Source organism: Microvirga sp. Mcv34, assembly GCF_024519725.1.
Taxonomy (GTDB): Bacteria; Pseudomonadota; Alphaproteobacteria; order Rhizobiales; family Beijerinckiaceae; genus Microvirga.
Genome location: NZ_JALJRK010000003.1, coordinates 125,488 through 148,158 on the forward strand (window position 1 = coordinate 125,488; position 22,671 = coordinate 148,158).

The following is a 22,671-nucleotide window of genomic DNA, read 5'->3' on the forward strand; positions in this document are numbered from 1 at the left end:
ACGCGCAATGACACCCGAAGAATATGAAGCTGCGCTCGCGCAAGTCGGCCTTAAGCCGGGAGGAGAGACCTCCCGGTTTTTCGGCGTTACGGACCGGACGGAACGCCGATGGAGATCGGCCGGACCATCCCCAGAGGCCGCCCTCGTCCTCCGTATAATGTGCGAGTTCAAGATATCGGCCGCCGAGGTTCTCGAACGCCTGGACCCGCCTCCCGCGGCGCCTGAGAGCGAGGAGGACGCCGGATGAACGAGCCGGACCTCGGATCCTTCCTCGCCTTCCTCGCCGCCGTCATCGCCGCGGCGCTCCCTGTCATCGTCGGAATAATCGGCCTGAGCCTCCTCGCCGTCGTGATCGGCGTCCTCCTCTGCGTCGTCGCCGCCTTCGTCTTCCTGAAGGTCGCGCCGATCGCCGGAATCGGGATTTGGATCGTCGGACTTATTGTTTCGATATTCCTTGTCCGGGATTCGAAGCGCCGGAGCCGCGAGGAGGAGCGCCATCGGGAGCTTTTGCGGTCCATCGAGGCAAGGGACAAACCGCGCCCTTAGACCGCGTCACCCTGACTCATGTCCTGTCGCTCGACGAAAGTCGATAGCGAACCCTTGCGTTTGTTCATCGCCGTTAATGATTCGCTAACTATGTTTTACCGAGCCGCGCCGGGATCGCGCGGACTCCCCCGTCCAAAAACGAAAAGGCAGACACGACAATGCCCCAAACTTTTAGCTACGGCCGCCTTGTGGCCGAAATCGCTCTCCTCTCCACCAACGCTCAAGACGAGGCCGACGAAATTCGGCTCGAAGCCGCGATCCGGGAACTCGATTCCATTTACGCCGGCGTCGTGAAGGGGATCGTCGCGGGAACCGGAGCCGCTTCGCTGCCGCCGCGCTATCTGCCGGAGGAGGACACGGAGGCTATCGACGCCGTGAAACTCCTCGAGCCTCTCCGGAGGCATGTCGAAAACATGATCGATGAATTCCGGAAAGGGACGAGGGAAATCAGCCGGGAAGCGGCGATCCGGAATTGCCAGATCATTCTTTCGATGATCCCGGCCCCGACGAGCGCGAACGAGTCGGCATAGCTTCGCCTTAATTCCGAGTTGCTTTCCCCTTCGGCGACGGAGGGGGAAGCGATGGGACGGGAACCGGCGAAATTGATCGCGGACGATTCTTCCTTCCGCTGCGACGACCTCGTCGCCATGCCCCTTCAAGGCGACGCCTTCCTCTTCGAGATCCAAGGCGGCCATGTGGCCGAGATCCTGTCCGCCGAGTGCGCCCAAGCCCTCGCGATCTGGATTCTCATGCGGTCCGGAGCCGAGATCTCGAGCCTCGAAGCGACGGACGGAAATATCCGCGTCCGGTTCCTAAACGGCAAACGGCCCGGATCCTGAGATCCGAGCCGTCCGCCAAGAGGAGCCGCAATGAACCGCCGAGGGAGGAAACCAAGCCGGTAGGAGGACGCTAACTCCCGATTCCTTCTGCCGTCAATGCGGGATGAACGGCTCGATCGCGTCGATAACGAGCCGGAGATCCGCGCTCTTCCCGGCGAGATAGATCGCCATTCCGAGGCCGCCGGCGATCGTCACTCCGACGAGGAGCCAGGATCGAGTCGGAACCTTCCCGTCGACCGCTCCCGGCGCGGTGAGATGGAGAACGGCCGCGAGGAACTGGAGCCAGAAGAAGGCGCCGACGATATCGTTATTTAGCATCCAAGCCGGTTGACCGGAGATCCGCCAGATCAGCCCCCAAAGGCTCGAGAGGAGCGTCGCGATCCATCCGAGCGTGATCCCGAGCGTAAGATGAATCACGCGATCATATTGATGATGAGCCAGAGCGAAGAGGACCGGACGGGAATAGGCGATCGCGACGGCGAGCGAGACGATCAGAAGAAGCGATCGAAGAAAGGCGAGCCATTCGTCATTAGGGATGATCGCCGCGAGGATCCAATAAACGCCGAAGGCGGCCGTCGCCGCCCAGATGATCCGATTACGAATGAGGCCGCGGAAGCCTGTCATCTTGAAGCCGCTCCATTCTCTCAATGACGCCTAGCGTCGTCTGATAAACCTCGTCCGCCTTCTCGGCGTGATCGAGAGCGGCTGTTTTCATCCGTCCGAGGATCGACTTCGCGTTTTCAACCTCTGCGCTGATCTGATCGCGAAGCGCCTTGTCGTCCGAGCGTCCGAAGAATGGCATTGCGATTCCGAGGCTCATGACCTCGTCTCCCGGCTCGAGGAATGGGAGCGCCCGTTACCGAACTTGTCTTGAAGCTGGAAAGCAAACTCGACCTTCGCCGCGAGGAGTTCTGTCGCCTTGGCTTGTTCTTCCATCGCTCGCCGTAAGCCCTCGTTCGAAACGTTCGTTTGTTCTAACCCGCTCAAGTTCGCTGCGGAAGCCGCGTTAAACGATGAAACGATCTGAAGAACCTCTCGAAGCTCCTTCACCCGTTCCGCATGAGCCGACAGAAGCGCCCGGAAGAGAACGACAACGGCGATCGACAAAAGGACCGTGATCGAACCCCAAACGGGATGGAAGTCGAGAAGACTCTTCGCTGCCTGTGTCGGATCCATGATCGCCCCCGCTCCGGATCTCTGCGCTATAACCCGGAAACCGCGGAGGCGACGCTACGTTAAAGCCGCGCCTCCGCTTAGGTTTCCTAGATTGCGATTAGATCGGCGCCCCTGAGAGGATTCGCCACTTCTCGAGGAGAGCGTTCCACGCCACCGCGGCGCCGGAGACGATCGGCCCCGCGGCCGTGAGGAAGACGAAGACCTTTTGCGTCGTCGGCGAGATATTCGCGAACGGTTCGAGCGCCGTCGCGAGCGCGGAGATGATCGTCACCAGAAGGCCGAGAAGCGCCGTAATGATCGCGACGCCCTGTTTCGTCGAGGAGAGGCCCGTCATCGAAGGAGCGGCCGAGGCGCGAGCCTGGATGAAGATCTCCTCCGTCGGAACCTCGACGATCGTTTGAGCGAGGGAGAGGAGACGCTTTCGCTCCTCGGCCGGCTTCTTCGCCATCGTGAGCGCGTGACCGATAACTCCCGGCTGCGCCTTCCATTGCCCCTTGGGATCCTTGCCAGTGACGCGGATCGTCCACCCGCGGCCGTTCGCGCTGAAGCCTTTGCTTCCCTTCAGACCGCGGAGATAGTCCATCCGAGCGTCGATATAATCGACGATCAGTTTCTCGAGGCCGGCGTCGGAGAGGCAACGCTCCCGGATCGCGGCGATCGTCTTATTCCCGATAATGCCATCCGCGCCGGCTCCGACGAGGCGTTGCAAGGTCTTTGCGGCCTGTGCCGGACCGGAGTTCACCGCGAAGTCAAAGACCGCGTAATCGAGGCCGGAGGGAAGATCGTCGAACTTGATCGGCGCGAGATACTGAGCGCGGAGGATCTCTTCCGCCTCCCGGAGCGTAAGCTTCTGGACCTCCGCGGCCGTCGCCGCCCGTCCGAGTTTCCGCGAGGCTCCGAGCGTCTTCGCCGTGATGCCGTACTTCGTCGGACCGCCGGCGTCTGTCTTCGCGTTGACGTACCCGCCTTCATGTCCGAAGACGAGGCCGATCGCCGTATCTGTATTTTCTCTCATGATGGGCGCCTTCTCTTAGGAGACGCTCCACCGATAACCCGGAATCCGAATTTCGGAACCTCGGCGCCGAAATCCGGCGGAGGATCAATCCGCGATGATGTCGACGAGGTTCGGATCCGGCGCCGGAGTCGACGTCCCGGCGTCCTCGGCGCCCTTCTTCTCGCTATCGCCGCGCTTATCCGAGCCGACCTTCTCTCCCGGCCGCGCGATCGTGAGTCGAGTGATCCATCCCTCGGACTTGGAATAAAGCTGTTCCGCGGTATCGATCCGATATTCGCCGTCCACGCCCGGACGGATCCCGTCCAGGATGCAAGCCCCCTCTGCCATCGCTTCGGCGTTGCCGTTAATCGAGACGCTCCCGGATCCCTTCTTCCGCTCGCTCTCGGCCTTCTGGGATTCCGCGGCCGCCTTCGCCTCCGCCTTCGTCGCTCGCGTGTTGCGGAGCCGGAGCTTCGCGTCGCCGGACTTCGCGCCCCCTGCCTCGCCGGCCTCGACGCTCTCTGTCTTCCATTCCGCCTCGTCCGGATCCCAATAAGAGACCTCGAACTCGGAGAAGGCCGGCCGCCGGATGATCGGCTCGACGTCGCAATCGATATAGTTGTCGCCGCGCCGGACATAGATCGTCGGGAGGTCCGGATTTATGCCGCCATCGTCGGCCGCTGCGCTCTTGCCGGCGTTGCGCTTCGTAAACGAGACATTCTTCCCGGAGATCTTCACCGTCGCGCCGATCTCGCGAGCCGTGCGCCTGGACCAATGAAGGAAGCTCTCGCCCGTCATCGCCCAATAAGGCCGCTTGATATCCTCGAGATCCTTCGAGACCTTGACGGAGAAGCCGGCCTTCTTCCCGGCGGCCTCGACGACCTCCGAGAACTTCTTCCCCTGTCCCTCTTCGTCCTCCTGCCAATCCTTCGAGACCGGCTCCTTCGCCTTCCCCGATTGATCGGCCGCGGATCCCGTAATCGCGAGGATCATTCCCTCCGCCTTGCTCTCGCGGAAGCGAACGTTCGTCACCTTGCCGGTAAAGACGCCGACGCCTCCCTCGCCCTCCCATCCGAGGACGATCTCGATCTCGTCCTCTTCCATGGGTAGGAGGATCTGAGCGTCGGCGTCGTCGAGTTCGATCTCGCAAGTATCAGACTCGATTCCCGGACCGTCCGAGATCCGAACCGAGATAAGATAGGGATCGAACGCGGAGGTCATATCCTGCCCGTTGATCGAGACTTGCCAGAAGGAACGAGACATTAAAATGCCCCCTTGTGCACCGCCTCAACCCTTTTGTTTATCAAAGGCTTAGAGGCAAAAAACGGGAGGAAAAGGCCGGTTTGTGCACCGCCCATTATGAGACACCGAAGAGGCGGACGACCTTCCGGACCGATCGGCCCTTCGCGACTTCCTGATCCCAGACGACATTAACGAGCGTCCCGACGGCGAGGAACGGATCCCGCTCGCCGGCGGAGAGATGGGGATTCGCGTCGAGCGTCTGAGCGATGATCTCCGGCGCCGGCCGGCGATAGAGTCGCCAAACGAGCTTAGAGAGCGTGATCCCTTCGCCCTCGATCCGGATCGGCTTAAAGTCTGTCATGCGAGGACTCCCATCATCGCGGCGAAATAGCCTTCCGCGTTCGGCGCCTTCGTCCGCTCGAGCGTCGCCGTGAACTCGATAATCCGGCCGACGCCGTCCTCCGCGAGCCGCTCGCTCGTCTTATTGATGCTTGTAATCGCGTACCATCCCCGGACGGCGCCGTCGCCCCTTGTGACGAGTTGCGGGACGCCGGAGACGCGGAGCGCCTCGAAGGCTTCAAGCTCCGAGAGACCGCCGATCCTCTGAGGGAAGATCTTCCCGGCCAATCGCCAGATATTTTCATTCTCGCCGGTATGCTCGAGGTCATTCGCCGCGCCGACGATCGCCTTCCGCGCGAAGGCTGTATTCCCGTCTTCCTCGTAGCGATGGACGTTGAACGGTTGAACCCGGACGGCGAGGGGACCGATATTGATAAGTGCCATATTACGTCACCTGGAATGTGTCGGCGTAGCCATTCCGCCGCGCCTGTTGAATCGCCTTGTCGACCGTCCGGACGGAGCTTTGTTTCCCCGGAACGGAGGCCGCATCCTTCGCCCCCTTGACCGCGTCGCCAGCCGATCGAGCCGCCGGCCCGATGCTGTCGAGGATCGCCTTCAGAGTCCGCGCCTGTTCGATCGCCGACGAGATCGCGCCGGCCTCGACGTTCGGCGCCACCGTCATATTGAGAGCGCCGATCGCCGTCTCCGCCTCGACGGCCTTCGTCTTCGTCGCGTCGAGTTGCGAGGTATCGACGGACGGCCGGACCGGAGGCTCCGGATGTGCGACCGGCGTCGCGAAGCGATCCTCGGCGCCGGGAGGGATGCCGCTCCGGGAGAGCCGGAAGCTATTCAGACCGTTGAGGACCGGCGCCAACTGATCGGGACGATACGCCGTCGCCGCTCGATTGATGCCGAGGCCGGAGATCTCTCCCGCTTGCTGTCCGAGACCCTGGAGAGCGGCTCGCGCCCCGCGGACGGCTTCCGCCAGTTGGTCGAACTCCGCGAGCGCCGCCTCGGCCCTCGATAGATCTGCCGCGGCCTCGTCTCCAGACTTGCCCCAAGGAAGCCAGGATCCGCCGAGATTTCCTCTCGCGTTCTCAACGTCGGCCGAGAGGAGACGCCGGCGCCGCTCGACTTCGAGATCGAGAGCGAAGTCCGGATCGTTCCGCGCCCGTTCCGCTGCCGCGACGGCCTGTCGCGAACGGATCTGAGCGTCTGTCCCGGCCGTAAGGCGATTGTCTCCGAATGTGCTTTGAGAGATCGCCTCGGCCGATGCCCGTTGCTCCTGGAGCCGCCCCATCTCGGCCGAGTCCGCCGCCGCCTTATCCGCGGCCTCCTTCTCCTTCCGGAGCCGCTCCGTCTCCTGGATAACCTTCTCCATGCGTTCCATGCCGGAGAGCCAATCCTCGACGACGGTCCCGCGGTTTACGGAGTCGGCGAGCTTGTCGAAGCCGTCGGCCGCGCGTTCCGCTCCGCGCCCGATGTTGTCGAGCGCCGTCGACGTCCCGATCGAATCCAGGAAGCGCCCCATCCCCTGAAGCGATCGCGTCCAGGAGTTCCCGAGGCGATCGACGGAGGATTGAGCGTCCGCCGTGACGCGCTTCGCGTCCTCCGCCACCGTGCCGGCCGCGTTGCCGACGTCCTTCGCCATCTTCTGCCATTCGCCGCGATAGGTCAGGAGCGCCCGGACGCCGCGCGAGAACTCCATATCGCCGATCAGTTGCGGGAGTTTCGAGAGATCGCCCTTCGTCGCCTTCCAAGCCAGATCCTCGAAGGTCTCGATCAGGTTCTTTCCGTCCTTCCGCGCCTTCGCCATCTCCTTGCGGAGATCGATCCCGAATTTCGAGAACTTCTTCGTCGTCTCCTCGCTCTCCATCTTCGTGAAGATATTGTTCATAGAGGCGGCCGCCTCTTCCGCCGTGCCGGTCCCTTTCCGGACGACCTGAAGCATAGAGACGAATTGCGCGAGTCCCTGTGTCCCTTTGATGCCGACGGCGCCGGCGGCCGCTGCCAGAGACGGGAGATATCGAGCCATATCGTTTAGCTCGAATTGCCCCTCTTTGCCGCCCTTCGCCATGATATCGAAGGCCGTTTGCATCTCCTGACCGGAGATCTTGAAGTTCGTCCCAACGGCCTCGGCCGTCTTCGCAATGTCTGAGACCTCCGAGCCGGAAGCCGCGGCCGTGCGAACGACGGCAGGGAGGAACGCCATCGCATCCGGGAGGGAGCGGCCGGCCGAGACGAGAGCCTCGAGGCCCGAAACGACGCCGTCGATCGGCGTCGCCGTCTCTTGCGCGAGGCCGTGAAGCTCCGAGGAGATCTTCTTAATCTCTTCCGCGCTCGCGTCGGCCGTGATGCCGATCCGCGTCATCCGGCGATCGAAGGTCGCGAACTCGACGAAGCTCTTCCGCATGAGCGCGGCCGCGCCGACAACGCCGCCGATCTGAGCCATCGCGCGGCCGCTAGCGCCGACGAGCATCGATCCAGAAGAAGCGGCCGCGCGGGATGCACCGGCGGCCGCGGATCGCGTCGAGGCTTGTGTCTGTCGAGCCTGTCGTTCGAGCGCGTTAAGGCGCTTCGCTACGCTCGAGAACGCTCCGCCCGTCTGATCCCTCGCCGTTAGGCGAAGTCTCGCTTCCATATCCGCCGCCATGCTCCGACGCCTCCGTCTCTAATGAGCCGTTGTCCGGCCCCGGCTGCGGAGGAGTCGGCGTCGAGGAAACCGGGATAATCCCGTCCTGGACGTCGTTCCGGATCTCCTCCGGAAGATGAATCATGAAGTTCTCGATAACCGCGGCCGCGTCCGGGAATTCGATCGCTTCGATCTGATCGCGCGACCATCCGGAAACCTCTTCCATGAGGTTGAAGATCGACGAGAACTCGCCGGCCTTCCATCGGACGAGATCGCCGATCGTGAACGGCCGGAAGACGATCGCCTTCCGCGTCTCGCCGTTGAACGTCAAAGCCGCGCGGAGCTTTGTCACCTTCCCGCGCGGCTTCGTCTTCTTTCCTGTCGTGTCGCTCATGAGATTTTCGCCTTAAGCCTGCGGGATCCGGAGGATCGAGTTAATATCGGCGTTGAGATTGACGCCGTTTTGATAGCGGGAATTTTCGAAGAAGTCCCAACGGAACAACTCCTTCCCGCCCATGTGCAACTCGTAATGATAGATCTCGCGGAGGCTGTGATCGTGGCCCATGAGTTCGCCACGACGGAAGGCGTCCGGCTCGATCCGGCCGATACGAGCCTGAAACACCGCGCGACCTTCCAGGAGAGCGCCCGTCCGCTTGTTCCGGATCGCTCCATAGGCCGTGAAAATGTTTCGTTGCTGCGTCGCGATGCCGAAGCCGGAGATCGTGTCCTCGTTCCATCCGGCGAGCTTGAAGCCGGCCTCGAGACGGGAGACGCCGACCGCGACCTCGACGTCGACGATCCCGCCGCCTGGAGCGTGATCGGCGTAAATCTCTTCGAGCGTCGGGAGGCGAAGGTCTTGCAACTGGAGATGCAAGCTCTTGGACGGATCGTGGTCTCCACAGAAAAGATTGGCCGCTTCCATCACGTAAAGATTAGACATTCTCTGAACTCCTTTCGTCTATCCAGCAAGACGGACGACGTTCGATAGGTGAAAGCGGCCGTCGAACTTGCCGCCTGTCTTTGTAACCCGACTTTGCCCCTTCAGCTTGTGAAGCGTCTTGATTAGGTTCGCCCGTCCAATTTCCGGGAGCCGTGCGTCGAGTTCGTCGAGTGTTAAGGCTCCTTCTTCGAGAGCGGATAGGATCCTCCCTTTCGGACCGTTCGGATCGAACCTGATTTCGAAGAACCGCGCGACGCGCTTCGCCCTATTGCCTTCGTCGGCCCATGAGGCGCGTTGGACCCTGCTTAGACGCTCGCGGACGGCCGGCTCCTTGGCTCGCTCGCGCATAGCTTCGGAGATCGCCTTATTCGTCCGCCCCCGGACTTCAGGAGCGTTAAGGACGGACGTCATTTTTCGACGATAGTCCGGATCCTGCCAGAGCGCCTTAGAGAAGGAGGAGTTCGCCCCTTCGCCGCCGGGATGCTGATTCCACAATCCCGAGCGAGAAGCGATCTCCTCCGCCTCGATCTTAAAAGCCTCCTGATCGGAGAGTCTGTCCCGAAGGATGACCTCTTCGATCTCGGCGCCATCGCGCCACGCCGCGGCGAGCTTGTTATAGAAGAGCGTCGAGCGGACGGTCTCTCCGGCCGCCCGACGTCTAGCGAGGCTCCGAGCCTTGCGAGCATGGTCAAAGACCCGCCGGCCTGTCCCTTTGCCTATGTAGCGGACTATCCCGTCGACGAGGACGGCATAGACATACGCGCTAGACATGCCGCCCTCCTTAAGCCGCTAGATTCAACTGCTGCTCAAGATTCGCCACCATCTCGTTAACCGCTTCGCGATAGCGGCTCGATTCCGTCGTGATCTTGCGGAGGACGGCCGGCTCCTCGGCCGCGAACGAGATCGTCAGATGACCGAGGCGGATCTCCTCGGCCGAGTTCTGATCCTTCTGGAAGCCGACCTTATATCCGAGGATATGTTGATCGGCCTTGAGGTCGCGGAGGAAGAACTTCATCGTATTCACGATGGACTCGATCGTCTGTCCCGTCAGGTTGAAGCGGCCGAGGTAGTAGCGAAGCGCCCTCATAAGCGAGATATGGATGAAGTCGCGGCCGCGCGTCTGATTGTAGAACCGCCACAACTCGTCCTCGCCGGCGTTATCCGTCCCGATGAAGACGAAGCCGCCGGAGGAGATCGCGAAGTCGGAGCCGATCTCGCCGCGGACGAGGATCCCCATGTTCGCCGAGAGGAGAGATTGCCCCTCGTTCGCGTCCGAGGTCAGGTTGAAGCGGATCGGACGAGCCGGTCCGACGATGCCGTAAACCTGTTGATTGGCTGCGCTATGGAACGGAGCGCCCTTCTCATGATCGCGGCGAGCCAGAAGGCCGGCAACGCGAGGAGCGAAGGGACGGACGACGACGGTCCCGGAGACAGGATCCATCACCTTGACCCCGCCGACGACCGGGATCAGACGCGAGGAGGAGAGCGTCTCGCGCCACGCCTCGTCCGAAGCCTGATCCGTGCCGGCGCTCTCCACGACGGCATGGGCGAGAAGCTGATTCAGGACGGGAGGCAGAGCGGCGACGACGGCGTTCGCCTCGCCACCGGCGCCGAGTTGCGCCGTGTAGCCCGGAGCGACGATGATCCGAGGCGTCGCCGACACCATCTCCGGCGCGTCGATAAGCGCCCAAAGGCCCGTTCCGTCCGTCGAGGAGCCGACGATCCCGGCGATCGCGCTCGCGAGCTTCGCGGCCGCATCGGCGCCCGTCGGAGAGGCCGTCCGGACGATGACGATCTCGGCCGCGACCTGGAGCGCCCCAAGCTGATCGTTGATCCCGCGGACCGCGTCGGCGAGATACTCGGATTCGCCGAGCGCCTTCAGTTTCGCGCGATCGTTCGAATAGATCTTGACCGGCGTATCGAGCGGGAAGACCGCGGGATCCGCATCCGTCGCCGGACCGACGAGGCCGATCGTCGAGAGGTCCGCCGAGATGACCGGACGCGGATCGTTATCAACCGTCCGCGTGACTAGGCCGAAGGTAGGATCTGCCATGAATTAACCCTCTAACTTTGGCGCGATGATCGTCGCCGAGCTTAATCGCGTCCGCGCGCCTTCGAGCGGAGCCGACAGTCCGACCGTTAACCCGGAAATTCGGATCGCGTAAGCCGAGAGCCAGAGAGGCAAAAAGAAAGGCCCGGAGCCGGAGCGCCGAGCCTTCGGAGGGAGGGGAGGGAAGGGACGCTTAAGCGTCGATCTCCGCCAGGATCGCGACGATCTCGTCGGCCGAGGTCGCGGCCTCGATCGCCTGGACCTTCTGTCGCGCGAGAACGTGCATCTGTCCGGTTCGGACGCCGATCGCGATCCCGAGAGCGTTGATCTCGTCGGATCCCATCGGGACACCGTTTCCGTTGACGTCGCTCCATTCCGTTTCGAAGGTCTGTCCGGCCTTCTCCATCCGTCCGGCGAGTTGCGTCGCGCGATCGACGAGATCAATCGACTTCTCGTCCGCGGCATAGGTGACGCCTCCGACCTCGATCGGCGCCGAGATCTGAGCATCGCGCCAAGCCTTAACGCGAGCCGAGGCGATCGGCTTCATAAGAGCGACGTCGAGAGAGACGACCTGTCCCTCGAGCTTCCACGCATCGCGGAAGGCGCGATCCGGGAGGCCGCCCTTCACGCGGCCGGATTCGATATCCCCTTGAGGAGTGCTGATATAGGTCTGGACGTCTGCCATCTTGAGAACCTCTTAAAATGCGGCGAATTCGCCGTGATGCTTCTTCGCCGCCTCCCGATAGGCGGCCCCTGCTAGTTCTGCCGTCTCGAAGCATCCCAGAGAGTGACGCTTCCCGTCCGCCATGATTTCGGCCTTGAATGGACGTTTTAACTTGCGCTTCTCAGAGAGGCGAGAGACGCCTTTGAACCCTGTCGAGTTCGAATAGCTTCTCGCGTTCCTCGCGTTGCCGTAATCGTCCGCCTCGCGGAGATTGTCCTCGCGATTGTTCGTCGTGTCGCCGTCCTTATGATCGACGATCGCCTCCGGCCATCGCCCGAAGTGAAGGAAGAACGCGACCTGATGGACCCTCCATCGGAAGCCGAGAGTTTCCCCTTTGCGGTAGCCGAGAGGCTCTAGAGTGCCGACAGGCTTCCCGGCGATGCAACGCCCCTGCGTCACCTTCCAAACGACCTCTCGGCCGTCCCATTCCATCTTGGCGAGGATCGCCGCGAGAACCTCCGCCGGAGGTTGCTTCACTATGCTGCTAGGCGCCATGCGTTTCTGTATTCCCTAGTCTTCGGGAGTTGATCGACCCGACAGATCGCGAACGACGAAGAGTTTCTTCCCTCCGGCGTGTCCCAGACCTCGCGCGGGATATCCTTCTTAATGAGGTATTCGATCGCCTCCTCCTCTGTCATGGGAGGAAGCGCCTCGTAAGCGATCCAATAGTCGGCCGGCCCGATGAAGTTTCCGGCCGCGTCGCGCTCCTCCCGATGATACATTTCGACCGGAGGCAGGATCCCGCCGGCGAGCGCGGCCGCCATCCAATTCGGATCCGGGACGAGGATCGCGGCCGGAGCCGGAGCGCCGTCGCCGAGAGGCGGATCATAGACGACCCTGAACTCCGTCTGGACCGGATCCAGGTTCGCGGCCGCCCATGCGAGACGATCCCAGAGATGAACGTTCGTGAAATCCGGCGTCATGCGAGAATGCCCTTAACGGAGAAACTAAGAAATCCGGTAACGTCGGCGATCGTCCATGTCGTATTGACACAATTCAAATCGCAGTAATTGGCAGATGACGAGCTTCCGGCGGCCGTTCCCCCGGCTGCGCTCCCGATATTTGCGTTAACGGCGTACTCGGCCGCTTGCATAGGGGCGGAAAAGTTTGGCCGGAAACTTCCGACGCCTACGTCCGTAAGGCTCGAAGCGCCGAAGCTAGTCCGGAATGACGCGGGAGTCGTCGTTGTGTTGATCGTTCCCCATGCCTTCACCGCGCCTTTAACGACGTCCGTCGTCGCCCCCGCGCCGGGAGGGCCGATATTCTGAGCCCTAAGCGTACTCATGCGAGCCTCCCGTTAGAGGAAAGATTAATGAAGGCGTCGACGAGCGTGTTTGTGTTGTCGCGCGTTCGCAACGTCGCCCCCGTAGCATCGAACCCTGCCGCCTCGGGATTGCCGACCGTGCTTCCGATCGTGACCGGCGCTGTCGCTACCATGGGCGCCGCATAGTGAGCGATATATTGCCCGACTGCCGCGTCGGTGACGGACGAGATGTTAAACGAGGCGTTAGCGAGCATGGCCGCAGGCGTCGCCCCGCCGTTGAGCGATCCCCACGCCTTAGCCGCCCCCTCGACGACGCGCTCGACGCCGAGGCTCTTTCCGGTTGCGCGATCTGCGATCGTTGAAGCTCTAACCGTGCTCATGCCAAGGGTCCGCAAAAATGAAGCTGCGAATAGTTGTCGATTGCCGCGTTCGACGTCGTGACGAAGTTGTTAACGAAGGATTGCGAGCCTGTGTTGTTCGCCGAAACGCCCGTAAGTCCGGCCGAGACGGCGGACGCGACCGGAGAGACAGAGAACGTAGAGGTAAAGTTTAGTGTCGCGGCGCCGACGCCGGTATCGACGAGCGACGAGACATTGAGTGTCGCATTTCCGAGAATTGCCGGTTGCGCCACGTGGACGATAAGCGCGAACCCTTTCACGAAATCGGCCTTCTGGACCGCCGGCGGCCGGTCTGGATTGGTGCGGGAGCGGAGAAGATCCGCTTTGAGTTCGCTCATTAGACGATGCTCCAACTTGAGCCGGGAGCGATATCGACCGTCACGCCGTTAGCGATCTCGATCGGCCCCGCGGACATTCCGTTTTCGTTGCCCGTAAACGTGATGTTCGACGCGATAACCTTCGCGTTCGTGCGGATAATGCTGTCCTCTCCGAGCGACGGTCCGCCGCCGGCGTCTTTCCAGACCCCGCCCCAATAACGTTCGAGTTTCCCCGTCGTCGAATTGTTCCGGATCGCGCCTTCCGTCGGCGATTGCGGACGCTGTCCGGTTGTTCCGACCGGGACGAGGATCGACGTCTCGTCCGTCATCGCGACGGCTTCGGCTCCGACCTTCGGCGTCTTCTCGAAGACGACGATCCCGTCCTCGTCTTCGATCCGGAGAGGAGCGTCGACGAGGTCTCCGTTCGCCGCGTAGCGTTCGAGCCGGAGATCATTGTTCTCGTCCTTTCCGATGCCCCAACGCCGGACCCCGCCGACGAGGAAGCGGATCCATCGCGCGGCGCCGGCCGCTGCATCCAGGAGGACGTTATAGGAGACCTTCGAGTTCGAAGCGTCGACCTTTACCGGGATCACTTCCTTCTGTGCCGGCGTGACGAAGACGCGGTTCGCGTCCTCCGTGACGATGTTCGCCGGGACGACGCCGAGGAGGATATCCGCAATATCCTGTTGAGCCTGTCGGACCTCGGCCTCGAGTTGATCTAGGACCGCTTGCTTCTCCTCGATCAGAGGGACGAGCGAGGCGTCGAGGCGCTCGAGGCCGGTATTACGGAGCGCGGAGATAACCTCGTCGACCTCGACTCGCTGCGCCTCGATCGACCGGAGGCGAGCGCCGATCGATCCCATAACGAAATCCCAAGTCACCGGATCGAGCTTCGTCCGACTATTGGACCTGTAATCCTCGTCCGGATCCGGAAGAGGGACGGGAGTCGTATCGACCGCCATTGTTTACCCTTCCTGCGGAGTTGCCGAGTCGATGACGTCGGCGCCGTATTCCGCGACGATCTCGTTAAGAGCGGCGCCCGTCATCGTATGGACCGGGAGAGGGAGGAGCTTCGCCTTCCTATAGAAGACAGGCTCCTTAAGCTTCACGTTGTAAGCCGTACCCTCGTCAAATGCCGGCGTCTGCGTCTGTTGCGTTGCCATTGCCGATCCTCCTTAGAGCGCGAAGAGCGCCGCGTTCTGCGCGAAGTAATTGTTCACGACGTTAGACGTCGAGCCGCCACCGGCCCAACGCGCCGCCGTCGTTCCCGCCGGGACGGTAAAGGTCGACAGGATCGTCCGCCGGGACGGCTTATCCTTGTCGATCGTCGTCGTCGAAGTCGTCGGAGAGATGAGCGCCGGACCGTCTGCGACCATGATCCGCGGCTCATAGGTATGAACGGCCGGATCGAAGTCGTCGAGGACGTCGACCGTCTGGACCTGTGTCGTCGAGAGGCCGAACTCGATCCGCTTCGAGACCGCTCTCCAAGTGTTGCGGATCCGGCCGGCCTGATAGACCGCATTTGCGGAAAGCTCGATCATCGGCGCGAGGTCCGGCGTCGCCAGGATGACGGCCCGGATCTCGACATGAGGAGGAAGCCCGACGAGAGGATTCCCGCCGAGAGTGTCCGCCGGCTTCAGCTTCGACCATTCCGCCGCGCCCTGCGGCCGTATCTCCCATTCGAGCGCCGTCCCCTCCGGCGTCCAGTTTGGATACAGGAGCGAGAATTGCGTCATTCCGTTTTCGAGCGTCATCGGACGGAAGTCGATAACGGATCGAGAGTTCGCAAAGCGAGCGGCGTTGATCCGGAAATTAAAGTCGAACTTCAGATCGCCTTGGCTCCACGCCCCGTCCGTCGAGAGGAAGGACGTCCCGCCGGAGAAATTATTGTTCCCGGTCCCGCGAAGCTGATGATTGCCCGTCGTAACCGTGAACCACGCGAACCGCTTCCCCGGCTGGAAGTAAGTCGGAGGAATCGGGAACTTGTTCCAATTGAGCTTAAGTTGCGCCGGCGTGAGGACGGACGTCGCGAGGACCGAGTCGTAAAGCGGAACGCCTGTCTCGTCGACCTCGCACACGAAGAGATGAACCTCGCCGTCCGGCGCCACGACGGAGAAGTCGAGTTCGATCGAGGTCGCGATCATCGGATTCGCGTTGTTGAAGGTCTGCCCGAAGACGGAGCCGTTAACGCCGATCTGTTGCGGCTGATATTCCCAATAATAATCGTAGTACGTTTCGACCTTCACTTGCCGGACGGCGAAGACCCGATGATCGACAAAGTCGAAGTTCGCGACGATGCCGTCCGAGACCCAAAGCTCGCCGTCCTTCTGGAAGGAGGATTGAGCATGAAGAGCCGGAGCGTAACGACTCCATTCGGCCGCGTTCTCGCAAATGTTGATCGTCGGACCGAAGGAGATCCGGCTTCTCGGAACGCTCTTTTGAATCGCCGTGATGACGGTGTGCGTTAGCTGAGAGATATTCCTCGTCTCGCCGCTACCCTCATTGAAGATCCGCTTCACTTCCGAGTAAGCCGGGAGCATCCGACGCCCGGAGAAGCGAACGAGCGGATTATCCTCGTTCACAAGCTCGAGCCGCCCTTCCTTGTAGGACGCGAAGGGGAATTGAATTCCCTCTTTGATCCGCGCGAGCCATGCCGAATGGTTGCTATCCCATTGATCCATGACGAGCGCGGGATCGTACCAATCGGAGCGAGCGCCCTCCGGGACTTGAAGCTGCCGACGCATCGCCGCGATATCCCGGCGCATCTCTCGAACGATTTCCGGCCGAGGAATGACGAGGCTGTTCACGTGCGCGGCAAGGTTCGAGAGGTCCGTCTCGAGCGTCGCGACGCGGACGAAGGCGCCGGCGAGGGAGACTTCGAGCGCCGTAACCCTGCCTTCGACCTCATAGAGCGTCTTTGCTCGCCACGCCTCGCCCGGAACGATCTCGACGATCCCGGTATTCCCGAGGAGGACGAAGGCAATGCAAGAGTTATCCGCCGGAATCTCCGGCTTCGTCGGATCGGTCGAAAGCTCCACCGCGCCCGGAGCGAGGATGATGTTAACGAAGCGGTCCTCGACCTTCGGAACGGCGATGTTCACCGTCTCGCCCGTCTCCGAGTCCGTCTCGACCTGTCGGTTCTGAGAGCGCGTCGCCTCCTGCCCCTGGACGACGAGACCGATCCAGCGCCGGTTATCCGTGATCGCGGGAATATGAACCTGAAGCGAGACGACCGTCGCCGCGTCCGATGAATAAACGATCTCGTCGTCGAAGAGGACTCCAGGAGAGACGCGGACCGTCGCCGCGTCGACCTTCTCGACCGTATATCCGGACCAATGACTCGGATATCCGATCGCGCCGCCGACGACGTCGTCGACGCCCTGTCGAGCATAAGCGCCGATATCGTCAAAGTCGGCCGGCTGCGCGATCTCCGCTTCTGCAAAGAGTTTCGTCTTCATTGTTGACCCTCAAAGTTTATTGCGCGGGACGTAAGCCCCGAGACGGACGGCGTCGACGAGCGCCGGCCCGTCTGACAGTTGAAGAGACCGCTTGTGAGCGAAGTCGAGGCGATATTCGGTCTCCGGCGCCTTGGCGGCCCGGATCGCCTCCCGGACGCGACGGAAAGGCTCGTCCGACGGCGTCTTGAGCCTCGCCGTTCCGATCGCCGATCGCCCCATGACGAAGGAGCGCGGAGGCTTTACCGTCGGGACTTTAACGAGGAAGCGAGCCAGGAACGGAGGATGACCGATCGGCGTCCGGCCGAGGACGGCCTTCCCGAAGATCATCGGCGCCGGATAGGAGATCGCGTCGAGGAGCGTCGCGTCGACATAGGAGAGAGCCAGAAGAGCGCCGGCTCGCGTTCCCTTCATCCGAGCGAAGCGGATCGCTTCCCGGAGCATCCGGCGCTTACGCTCCTCCGGCCAATCGGAGAACCATAGATCGACGCTTTTATGAGCCGCCAGGAACGGCAGGAAGGCCGCCGGCGTCCTGTCCGGATCCATGATCTCGCGAAGAGGGACCGGGAGATCGTCCGTCAATGCGACGGCGAGCGCCCTCTCGAACTCTAAGGCGTTTTGCGGGAGGAGTTCCTCGAGTTCGCTCATGTGCGAACCACCGGCCGAACGGAAATCGAAGTGCAAACCGGGATCGTGTAGGGATCCGCCGGGATGCCGGCGAAGCCTCCCAGATCGCGAGCGACGAGGACGTTCGGCCCATAGGCCGCGCCGATCGTCAGGCTTGCCGGGACTCCGGCCCCGATCGCGGTCCGCTCCGCCGTGACGGCGAGGATCCGCGCCGCGGCCTCGTCTGCGACGATCGAGGCGTCCGGCCCTGTGCCGACCTCGATCTCGAAGTCGAGCGCGTATTCGGCCCGACGCGCATTGATGACGACGACGGAGGTCGCTTCCGGCTTCGCGTGATCGTTATCGACGGCCGCGCGGACCGCTGAGATCTCGGCCGAGGTCGCGAGGCGGCCGCCTGGACCGATAACGACGAGATCGACGTCCCCGCGCCGGCCGTGAACCGCGCGACCGATAACGGCCGCGTCGTGCATCCCCGGCCATGCTGCGAAGGCTCGCGACAGATAGGCGGCCGCGGAGCCGGCGGACGGCTTGTCGAAGGAGAGGAGATAGCGATTCAGGAGTTGCGCGTCGGTCTCGTAAACGGCCGCGGCGCCTGTCACCGGGTTCGCCGGGACGACGATCAGACGCTCGAGGTTCGCGCCGGCGACGATGTTATCGAGGTCCGTCCCCTTCGCGAAGGGAGCGAGGACGCCCTTCACCGCGGCATTGACCCGCGCTCGATCGAGGAGACGGAAATAGGAGAACGCCTCGCCGGCGACGACGACGGGATCGAACTCCAGGGACGCGACGTCGTAAGCCGGGAGCGTCGGATCCTTGGCCCGATACTGATCCCAGACCGCGACGAACCGCGCCTTAAAGGCTGCGATGAGGGTTTCCGGATTAAGCGGCTCGATTGCGTTCGGCGCCGGGATCCGAGAGAGGTCGATAACTGTCGGCGAATAGCTCAATTTTGCGACTTTCGAGGCGTGTCCGGTTTCCAACCGATAACCGCGAAAGATCGAATTTCAAAGCAGACGAGCCGAGCGTCGGAGAGCCTAAGCCGACGCTCGATCCCAGATCCCGCCGCCGCGATCGATAAGGCCGACGGAGCGGCGCCCCTCCGGCGTGAAGTCGCCGAGATGACCGCGCGGCATGTAAACGCCTTCGAGCCAGTATTGAAGATGACCGGAGCGGAGCCGATCGACGGCCGCCTCGATCGCTTCTTCGCTGTCGAGAGCCTCCGGGTTGCGGAGCCGGACCCGCGTTATCCGATAGCAAGGCTCGAAGAGCGAGACGGCCGTCGCGATCGCCCAAAAGTGACGAGAGATAACCTCCGGCGTCGCGCTCTCGCCGAGCATGTGAGGGACGAACGATCCAACCCATTCCCGGAGAATCCGCTCATGGAACCGCGTCGACAGGATCGAGGCGATCGATTGCTCGACATGGTCCCAACCCTGAAGGATCTTCCCGGTCCGCCGATCGACGCCGACGCGGACGGCCGTCGCCGGGATCTTTGGGATCCCGGCCGCGTCGGCGAAGCTGAAGCCGTCCGCCATCGATTAGGCGCTCTTCTTCGACGTCTTCGAAGAGGACTCGGAGACAGTCTCCGCGACAGGCTTCAAGCCGTTTTCGGTCTCGGCCTGGACCGCGGCCGGATCGGTCTCGGAGAGCGTTCCGAGGTCAAGCTCGTAACGAGCTTCCGGCTCCGTGAGCTTGATCGTCTTTTGATCCGTCCCGAGCTTCTTCCCGGCGACATAGCGGCCGGCCTTCTCCGTCACGTAGTAGGTTTTCGCTGCCATCTTCGACTCCTTATCTGTCGCCGGCTTCACCCCGGCCGATATAGCCCTCTGCGACGACGTTCCCCTTTGAGCGGACGTCGCCGTTAACCCAAACGTCGCCGTCGATCGTCTGAGTCCTGCCTCCGACGCCCTTCGCGGCGAAGCCCTTCATAAACTGGACCGGCTCCGCGAAGACTGTCGGCGCATTGACCGTTAACCCGTCTTTCGTGAGCGTGAAACTCAACTCGCCGCGCGAGACTGTAACCGCGGCGCCGTTCTGGACGACCTTCGTATCGCCGACCGTCGTCTCGACGAGATCGTCCTTCGTCCGGATCTTCACGTTTCCGACCGTGAGAACGTCTGTATCGAGGCTGTCGTCCGGAGCCTCGAAGCCGTCCTTCTTCGAGAAGGAGAGCGGGACCGCGAACGCCTGTCCGAAGTCGCCGACCGGCGAAATCATAGACATTTGCTGCCCCTTCGAGGGAGGCTGTCGGTGTTTGAACTGCCCCGCCGGCGCCGTCCACGGAATCCAGGGAGAGAGGAAAGGCTCGTCGTCCGTCCCGCCGAGGCGAAGCTTTATCCGGTTGCCTTTGACCTCATGAACCGTCCCCTTCCGCGCGAAGTTCGCGAAGGCTCGCTTCAGATCCTCGAGTTCGTGAACAAGCTCCGCGAGTTCTCCGGCCATTATTCGACCTCCGGAGGGAGCGGACCGATATCGATCGGCCCTGTCATCCTGTCGCCCTTAAGCGTGAGTTTCTCGAGGCGCCGCTCGTCCTCCGGCCGCGGGATGATGACGTTCGCGATCCCGAGCGAAGCGGCCGCGTCGCCGGATGCTCCCATCGCGTGAAGCGCCTCTTCCCATGTATTCGGGACGGGACCGTTCTCGATAATGCCGCGGATCATCTTCGCCGGCCCGGAGAGATCATCGTCCTCGGCCGCCAGATCGACGAACCGCTTCCACGCGACCCATTCGGAGGAGGCGTCAAGGTTCACGCCGGGAGGAGGATCGGACAGGACGTCGACCGTCATCACGATTTGACGGGAGGCGAAGCGCGGCGCCCCCTGTCCGCTTTCACCGCGCCGGATCCTGATCCGGTCCCTCTTCGGCGCAAACGTCCGCCAGAGGTCCGCCCATGGGCTTTCCGGATCGAGGAGCGCGTTCGTAATCTGCCGCGCGATGATGCCGACCGATAGCTCGAGACCCTCGTCCGTCGGCCGGATGACAGTCTCGACCTCCTCGACCGTCTCGCCGTTGTCGTTCTCATAGCGGACCGCGACGCGGCCGGCGATCGAGATCTCGATAACGAGGTCGACGTTCCCCTCGAACGAGGTCAGGGAGTTTCCGTCGAGCGCGAGGCTCGCCTCGTTCGTGTAAACCGTAACGACGCCCCCGTCGTCTCCCTCGACGGCGAGATCCGCCGACAGGTTAGCGGAATCGAGGACGCGATCGCCGACGAGCGTTCGGCCCTTGATCGCGCGGACAGTGATAAGACGGAGAACGTCGATCGAAAGGCTCATGACTTTACCGAGATCAATGGGACGACGATCCTCGCGCTCCCATCGGACTCGGGACGGCCGGCCTCGAAAAACTGGAATCCCTCAACGGGAGCGGAAAGCTCGATCCGATCGCCGCGCCGCGGGAGATGCCCCGCCGGAAACTGCGACTTATCGAACGACATAACGGCTTCGGCCGATGCAAACATTCCGACGAAGTCGCCACCCTGACGAGCGCCGTCGGCCCTGCCGATCGTCGGACGAAGCGTAAGGACGCCGACGAGATCCTCTAAAACGGAACGAGAGGGATCCGTCCGGGATCCCCCTCCTTCAGTGTATGACGAGCCGGAGGGAGGCTTCATCGGGATTAACCGGACCGTCCGACCAGATCCGAAGACCCGATCGACGGCCGCCGATGCCCTCTTATCCGCCTCGTCAAAGCGTGACACCTGTCGGCGCTCCTTAGATCTGGCCGCGGAGAAGCATCTCCGGACGACGGCAGACATAAAGCGGATAGCAATAGCCCTCCACCGTCACAAATGCCTGACGATCGCGATCCGGGATCGTGAGAGCGTAAATGTCCTGTCCCGGCTGATTGACGAAGGGAGCGAACTCGGCCGGAGCATAGTTCACTTCGAAGGCGTCCGTCCCGACAGGGAAGAAGCGAGCCTGTCCGGCCGGAACCTCAAGCTCGCCGGTATCGCTGCCGAAATAGCGATGATAGACGACGCCGAAGATATCGACCGTCTCCGGATTCTGCTCGAGAAGCTCCAGGACGCGAGTCGAGTTCTTGATCGCTTCGCGCGTGTACGGATGCCCGAGGAGCTTATCGAAGTAGTCCGGAGCGGCGAGCGCGTGAACGCGAGCGCCGGGACGCCATCCACCGCGGGAGTTGCGGCGCATCGTGTCAATAAGCGTCTGATGCTTCGCCCGGAGATCCGTATTCGGATCGTCGAGGCCCATATCGATCGGCGCCGGCTCCTCGATGCCCCAATTCTCGAACCAATCATCGATAACGGTTGTCCCGTCGGCGTCCATCACCTTACCGAAGACGGCGCCGAGACGCATATGTTCATGCGTCAATTCCATATCGTCTCGGATCCGCTGTCCGCGAGCGACGACTTCCTCTTGCATCGAAGCGAGCCGGACCGTCTCGTCGCCGATGTTGATGATCCCTTGAACCTCTTCGGCGTAGATCGTCGAACCTTCGGCGAGACGATGAGCCTCGAAGATCCGCATCTTCCCCGGCTTCTTCTCAAGTTGCTTGGGAGCGGCGCCGATCGGCGAGATCGGGATCAGATCGACGCGGCCCTCCGTCACCTTCACGGCGACTTGACGGGTCCGGCGACGCTGGACGTTGAAGAGATTCATCTGTCCGAGCATCATCGGATGATATGGGATCCGCTGCATCGCCGAGGACAGAGAGACCCCGCGGAAGAGACGGTTATTGAAGATATCGAGAAGCATTTAAGCTAACCCTTCTGAGAGCGCGGAGTCGATTAGCGCATGACGATGTGGGAGCCGGCCAAGTCCGCATAAGCGGCGAGCTTGTCGGCGTCTGCGGGAGAACCGGAGAAGCGGAGCATAGACCGCTGAACCTCGGCGTCTCGAACGATGAAGGTCGCCTTTACGGCCTTCGTCGAAGCGTCGACGGCCTGAAGGAGAATGGCCTTCGCCGTCTCGGCGCCGCCGGTCCCGGCGTTGTTGTACGCGGCCGCCTGTCCGTTCGCGGCCTGTCCGAAAACGTGACCGGCTTCGAACTTGCCGGCGCCGGCCGGAATGGTCAGGACGTCGCGGGAGCGGTAGCCGTGCGCCTCGGAGACGAGGAAACCGGCGTATTCGGTAGCGATCGGAAGATCGAGTTCGGTAGGCATTGG

General features: G+C 62.3%; 30 protein-coding genes. 4 read left to right on the forward strand and 26 right to left on the reverse strand.

All coding sequences use genetic code 11. The features are described from left to right. Positions 1 to 7 precede the first annotated feature (7 nt). The 4 genes from OC446_RS02960 to OC446_RS02975 all read left to right on the forward strand — a co-directional run bounded on the left by OC446_RS02960 (position 8) and on the right by OC446_RS02975 (position 1,385). Complete coding sequence (locus OC446_RS02960) at positions 8 to 247, forward strand: hypothetical protein (RefSeq protein WP_262027551.1); 240 nt, start codon at positions 8 to 10, stop codon at positions 245 to 247. Next, positions 244 to 546 carry a hypothetical protein gene (locus tag OC446_RS02965; protein ID WP_262027552.1) on the forward strand — a complete coding sequence of 101 codons (303 nt, stop codon included), beginning with the start codon at positions 244 to 246 and terminating at the stop codon, positions 544 to 546. Before OC446_RS02960 ends, OC446_RS02965 begins: the two co-directional genes overlap by 4 nt. A gap of 158 nt (positions 547 to 704) precedes the next feature. Further along, positions 705 to 1,076, forward strand: a complete 372-nt coding sequence (locus OC446_RS02970; RefSeq protein WP_262027553.1) for a hypothetical protein — start codon at positions 705 to 707, stop codon at positions 1,074 to 1,076. 51 nt (positions 1,077 to 1,127) lie between these two features. Next, complete coding sequence (locus tag OC446_RS02975; RefSeq protein ID WP_262027554.1) at positions 1,128 to 1,385, forward strand: hypothetical protein; 258 nt, start codon at positions 1,128 to 1,130, stop codon at positions 1,383 to 1,385. 93 nt (positions 1,386 to 1,478) lie between these two features. On the opposite strand, the gene OC446_RS02980 is transcribed toward OC446_RS02975, so the two are convergent. The 26 genes from OC446_RS02980 to OC446_RS03105 all read right to left on the reverse strand — a co-directional run bounded on the left by OC446_RS02980 (position 1,479) and on the right by OC446_RS03105 (position 22,668). After that, positions 1,479 to 2,009: a hypothetical protein gene (locus tag OC446_RS02980; protein ID WP_262027555.1), complete on the reverse strand. Its 531-nt coding sequence runs from the start codon at positions 2,007 to 2,009 to the stop codon at positions 1,479 to 1,481. A gap of 649 nt (positions 2,010 to 2,658) precedes the next feature. After that, the gene (locus OC446_RS02985) at positions 2,659 to 3,576 is read right to left on the reverse strand and encodes a glycoside hydrolase family 108 protein (RefSeq protein WP_262027556.1); all 918 of its coding nucleotides are present in this window, start codon (positions 3,574 to 3,576) and stop codon (positions 2,659 to 2,661) included. A gap of 84 nt (positions 3,577 to 3,660) precedes the next feature. Beyond that, the gene (locus OC446_RS02990) at positions 3,661 to 4,818 is read right to left on the reverse strand and encodes a phage late control D family protein (protein ID WP_262027557.1); all 1,158 of its coding nucleotides are present in this window, start codon (positions 4,816 to 4,818) and stop codon (positions 3,661 to 3,663) included. A 94-nt stretch (positions 4,819 to 4,912) separates the two neighbouring features. Then, positions 4,913 to 5,158, reverse strand: a complete 246-nt coding sequence (locus OC446_RS02995; protein WP_262027558.1) for a tail protein X — start codon at positions 5,156 to 5,158, stop codon at positions 4,913 to 4,915. Further along, complete coding sequence (locus OC446_RS03000; protein ID WP_262027559.1) at positions 5,155 to 5,580, reverse strand: phage tail protein; 426 nt, start codon at positions 5,578 to 5,580, stop codon at positions 5,155 to 5,157. The genes OC446_RS02995 and OC446_RS03000 overlap by 4 nt, the downstream gene beginning before the upstream one ends. 1 nt (position 5,581) lies before the next feature. Beyond that, positions 5,582 to 7,615 (reverse strand): phage tail tape measure protein, encoded by a 2,034-nt coding sequence (locus tag OC446_RS03005; RefSeq protein WP_262027560.1) that lies wholly within the window; start codon positions 7,613 to 7,615, stop codon positions 5,582 to 5,584. Positions 7,616 to 7,703: 88 nt separating this feature from the next. Then, entirely contained in the window at positions 7,704 to 8,162 is a 459-nt protein-coding gene (locus tag OC446_RS03010; RefSeq protein WP_262027561.1) for a hypothetical protein, read from the reverse strand. Between the two features lie 12 nt (positions 8,163 to 8,174). Then, positions 8,175 to 8,708 carry a phage major tail tube protein gene (locus OC446_RS03015; RefSeq protein WP_262027562.1) on the reverse strand — a complete coding sequence of 178 codons (534 nt, stop codon included), beginning with the start codon at positions 8,706 to 8,708 and terminating at the stop codon, positions 8,175 to 8,177. An 18-nt stretch (positions 8,709 to 8,726) separates the two neighbouring features. After that, positions 8,727 to 9,479 (reverse strand): hypothetical protein, encoded by a 753-nt coding sequence (locus tag OC446_RS03020; protein WP_262027563.1) that lies wholly within the window; start codon positions 9,477 to 9,479, stop codon positions 8,727 to 8,729. A 10-nt stretch (positions 9,480 to 9,489) separates the two neighbouring features. Then, positions 9,490 to 10,761 (reverse strand): phage tail protein, encoded by a 1,272-nt coding sequence (locus OC446_RS03025; protein ID WP_262027564.1) that lies wholly within the window; start codon positions 10,759 to 10,761, stop codon positions 9,490 to 9,492. 190 nt (positions 10,762 to 10,951) lie between these two features. Further along, on the reverse strand, positions 10,952 to 11,443 hold the full coding sequence (locus OC446_RS03030) for a DUF4376 domain-containing protein (RefSeq protein WP_262027565.1): 492 nt from the start codon (positions 11,441 to 11,443) through the stop codon (positions 10,952 to 10,954). Positions 11,444 to 11,455: 12 nt separating this feature from the next. Further along, a complete protein-coding gene (locus tag OC446_RS03035) occupies positions 11,456 to 11,959 on the reverse strand; it encodes an HNH endonuclease (protein ID WP_262027566.1) in 504 nt (167 codons plus the stop codon). Then, positions 11,959 to 12,405 carry a hypothetical protein gene (locus OC446_RS03040; RefSeq protein ID WP_262027567.1) on the reverse strand — a complete coding sequence of 149 codons (447 nt, stop codon included), beginning with the start codon at positions 12,403 to 12,405 and terminating at the stop codon, positions 11,959 to 11,961. The genes OC446_RS03035 and OC446_RS03040 overlap by 1 nt, the downstream gene beginning before the upstream one ends. A 358-nt stretch (positions 12,406 to 12,763) precedes the next feature. Continuing rightward, complete coding sequence (locus tag OC446_RS03045) at positions 12,764 to 13,126, reverse strand: hypothetical protein (protein ID WP_262027568.1); 363 nt, start codon at positions 13,124 to 13,126, stop codon at positions 12,764 to 12,766. Beyond that, positions 13,123 to 13,482, reverse strand: a complete 360-nt coding sequence (locus OC446_RS03050) for a hypothetical protein (protein ID WP_262027569.1) — start codon at positions 13,480 to 13,482, stop codon at positions 13,123 to 13,125. The genes OC446_RS03045 and OC446_RS03050 overlap by 4 nt, the downstream gene beginning before the upstream one ends. Then, a complete protein-coding gene (locus OC446_RS03055) occupies positions 13,482 to 14,423 on the reverse strand; it encodes a hypothetical protein (RefSeq protein WP_262027570.1) in 942 nt (313 codons plus the stop codon). Before OC446_RS03055 ends, OC446_RS03050 begins: the two co-directional genes overlap by 1 nt. A 3-nt stretch (positions 14,424 to 14,426) precedes the next feature. Next, positions 14,427 to 14,624 carry a hypothetical protein gene (locus tag OC446_RS03060; protein ID WP_262027571.1) on the reverse strand — a complete coding sequence of 66 codons (198 nt, stop codon included), beginning with the start codon at positions 14,622 to 14,624 and terminating at the stop codon, positions 14,427 to 14,429. Positions 14,625 to 14,636: 12 nt separating this feature from the next. After that, positions 14,637 to 16,919, reverse strand: coding sequence for a hypothetical protein (locus OC446_RS03065; protein WP_262027572.1), 2,283 nt, complete (start codon positions 16,917 to 16,919; stop codon positions 14,637 to 14,639). A gap of 9 nt (positions 16,920 to 16,928) precedes the next feature. Then, complete coding sequence (locus OC446_RS03070; RefSeq protein ID WP_262027573.1) at positions 16,929 to 17,564, reverse strand: phage tail protein I; 636 nt, start codon at positions 17,562 to 17,564, stop codon at positions 16,929 to 16,931. Beyond that, complete coding sequence (locus tag OC446_RS03075) at positions 17,561 to 18,490, reverse strand: baseplate J/gp47 family protein (protein ID WP_262027574.1); 930 nt, start codon at positions 18,488 to 18,490, stop codon at positions 17,561 to 17,563. Before OC446_RS03075 ends, OC446_RS03070 begins: the two co-directional genes overlap by 4 nt. 87 nt (positions 18,491 to 18,577) lie before the next feature. Then, complete coding sequence (locus tag OC446_RS03080; RefSeq protein WP_262027575.1) at positions 18,578 to 19,078, reverse strand: hypothetical protein; 501 nt, start codon at positions 19,076 to 19,078, stop codon at positions 18,578 to 18,580. Between the two features lie 3 nt (positions 19,079 to 19,081). After that, complete coding sequence (locus tag OC446_RS03085; protein WP_262027576.1) at positions 19,082 to 19,321, reverse strand: hypothetical protein; 240 nt, start codon at positions 19,319 to 19,321, stop codon at positions 19,082 to 19,084. Between the two features lie 10 nt (positions 19,322 to 19,331). Further along, the gene (locus OC446_RS03090) at positions 19,332 to 19,985 is read right to left on the reverse strand and encodes a hypothetical protein (protein ID WP_262027577.1); all 654 of its coding nucleotides are present in this window, start codon (positions 19,983 to 19,985) and stop codon (positions 19,332 to 19,334) included. After that, positions 19,985 to 20,818 (reverse strand): hypothetical protein, encoded by an 834-nt coding sequence (locus OC446_RS03095; protein WP_262027578.1) that lies wholly within the window; start codon positions 20,816 to 20,818, stop codon positions 19,985 to 19,987. Before OC446_RS03095 ends, OC446_RS03090 begins: the two co-directional genes overlap by 1 nt. Before the next feature lie 438 nt (positions 20,819 to 21,256). Next, positions 21,257 to 22,261: a major capsid protein gene (locus OC446_RS03100; RefSeq protein WP_262027579.1), complete on the reverse strand. Its 1,005-nt coding sequence runs from the start codon at positions 22,259 to 22,261 to the stop codon at positions 21,257 to 21,259. 32 nt (positions 22,262 to 22,293) lie between these two features. Continuing rightward, positions 22,294 to 22,668, reverse strand: a complete 375-nt coding sequence (locus OC446_RS03105) for a head decoration protein (protein ID WP_262027580.1) — start codon at positions 22,666 to 22,668, stop codon at positions 22,294 to 22,296. Between the last annotated feature and the right edge of the window lie 3 nt (positions 22,669 to 22,671).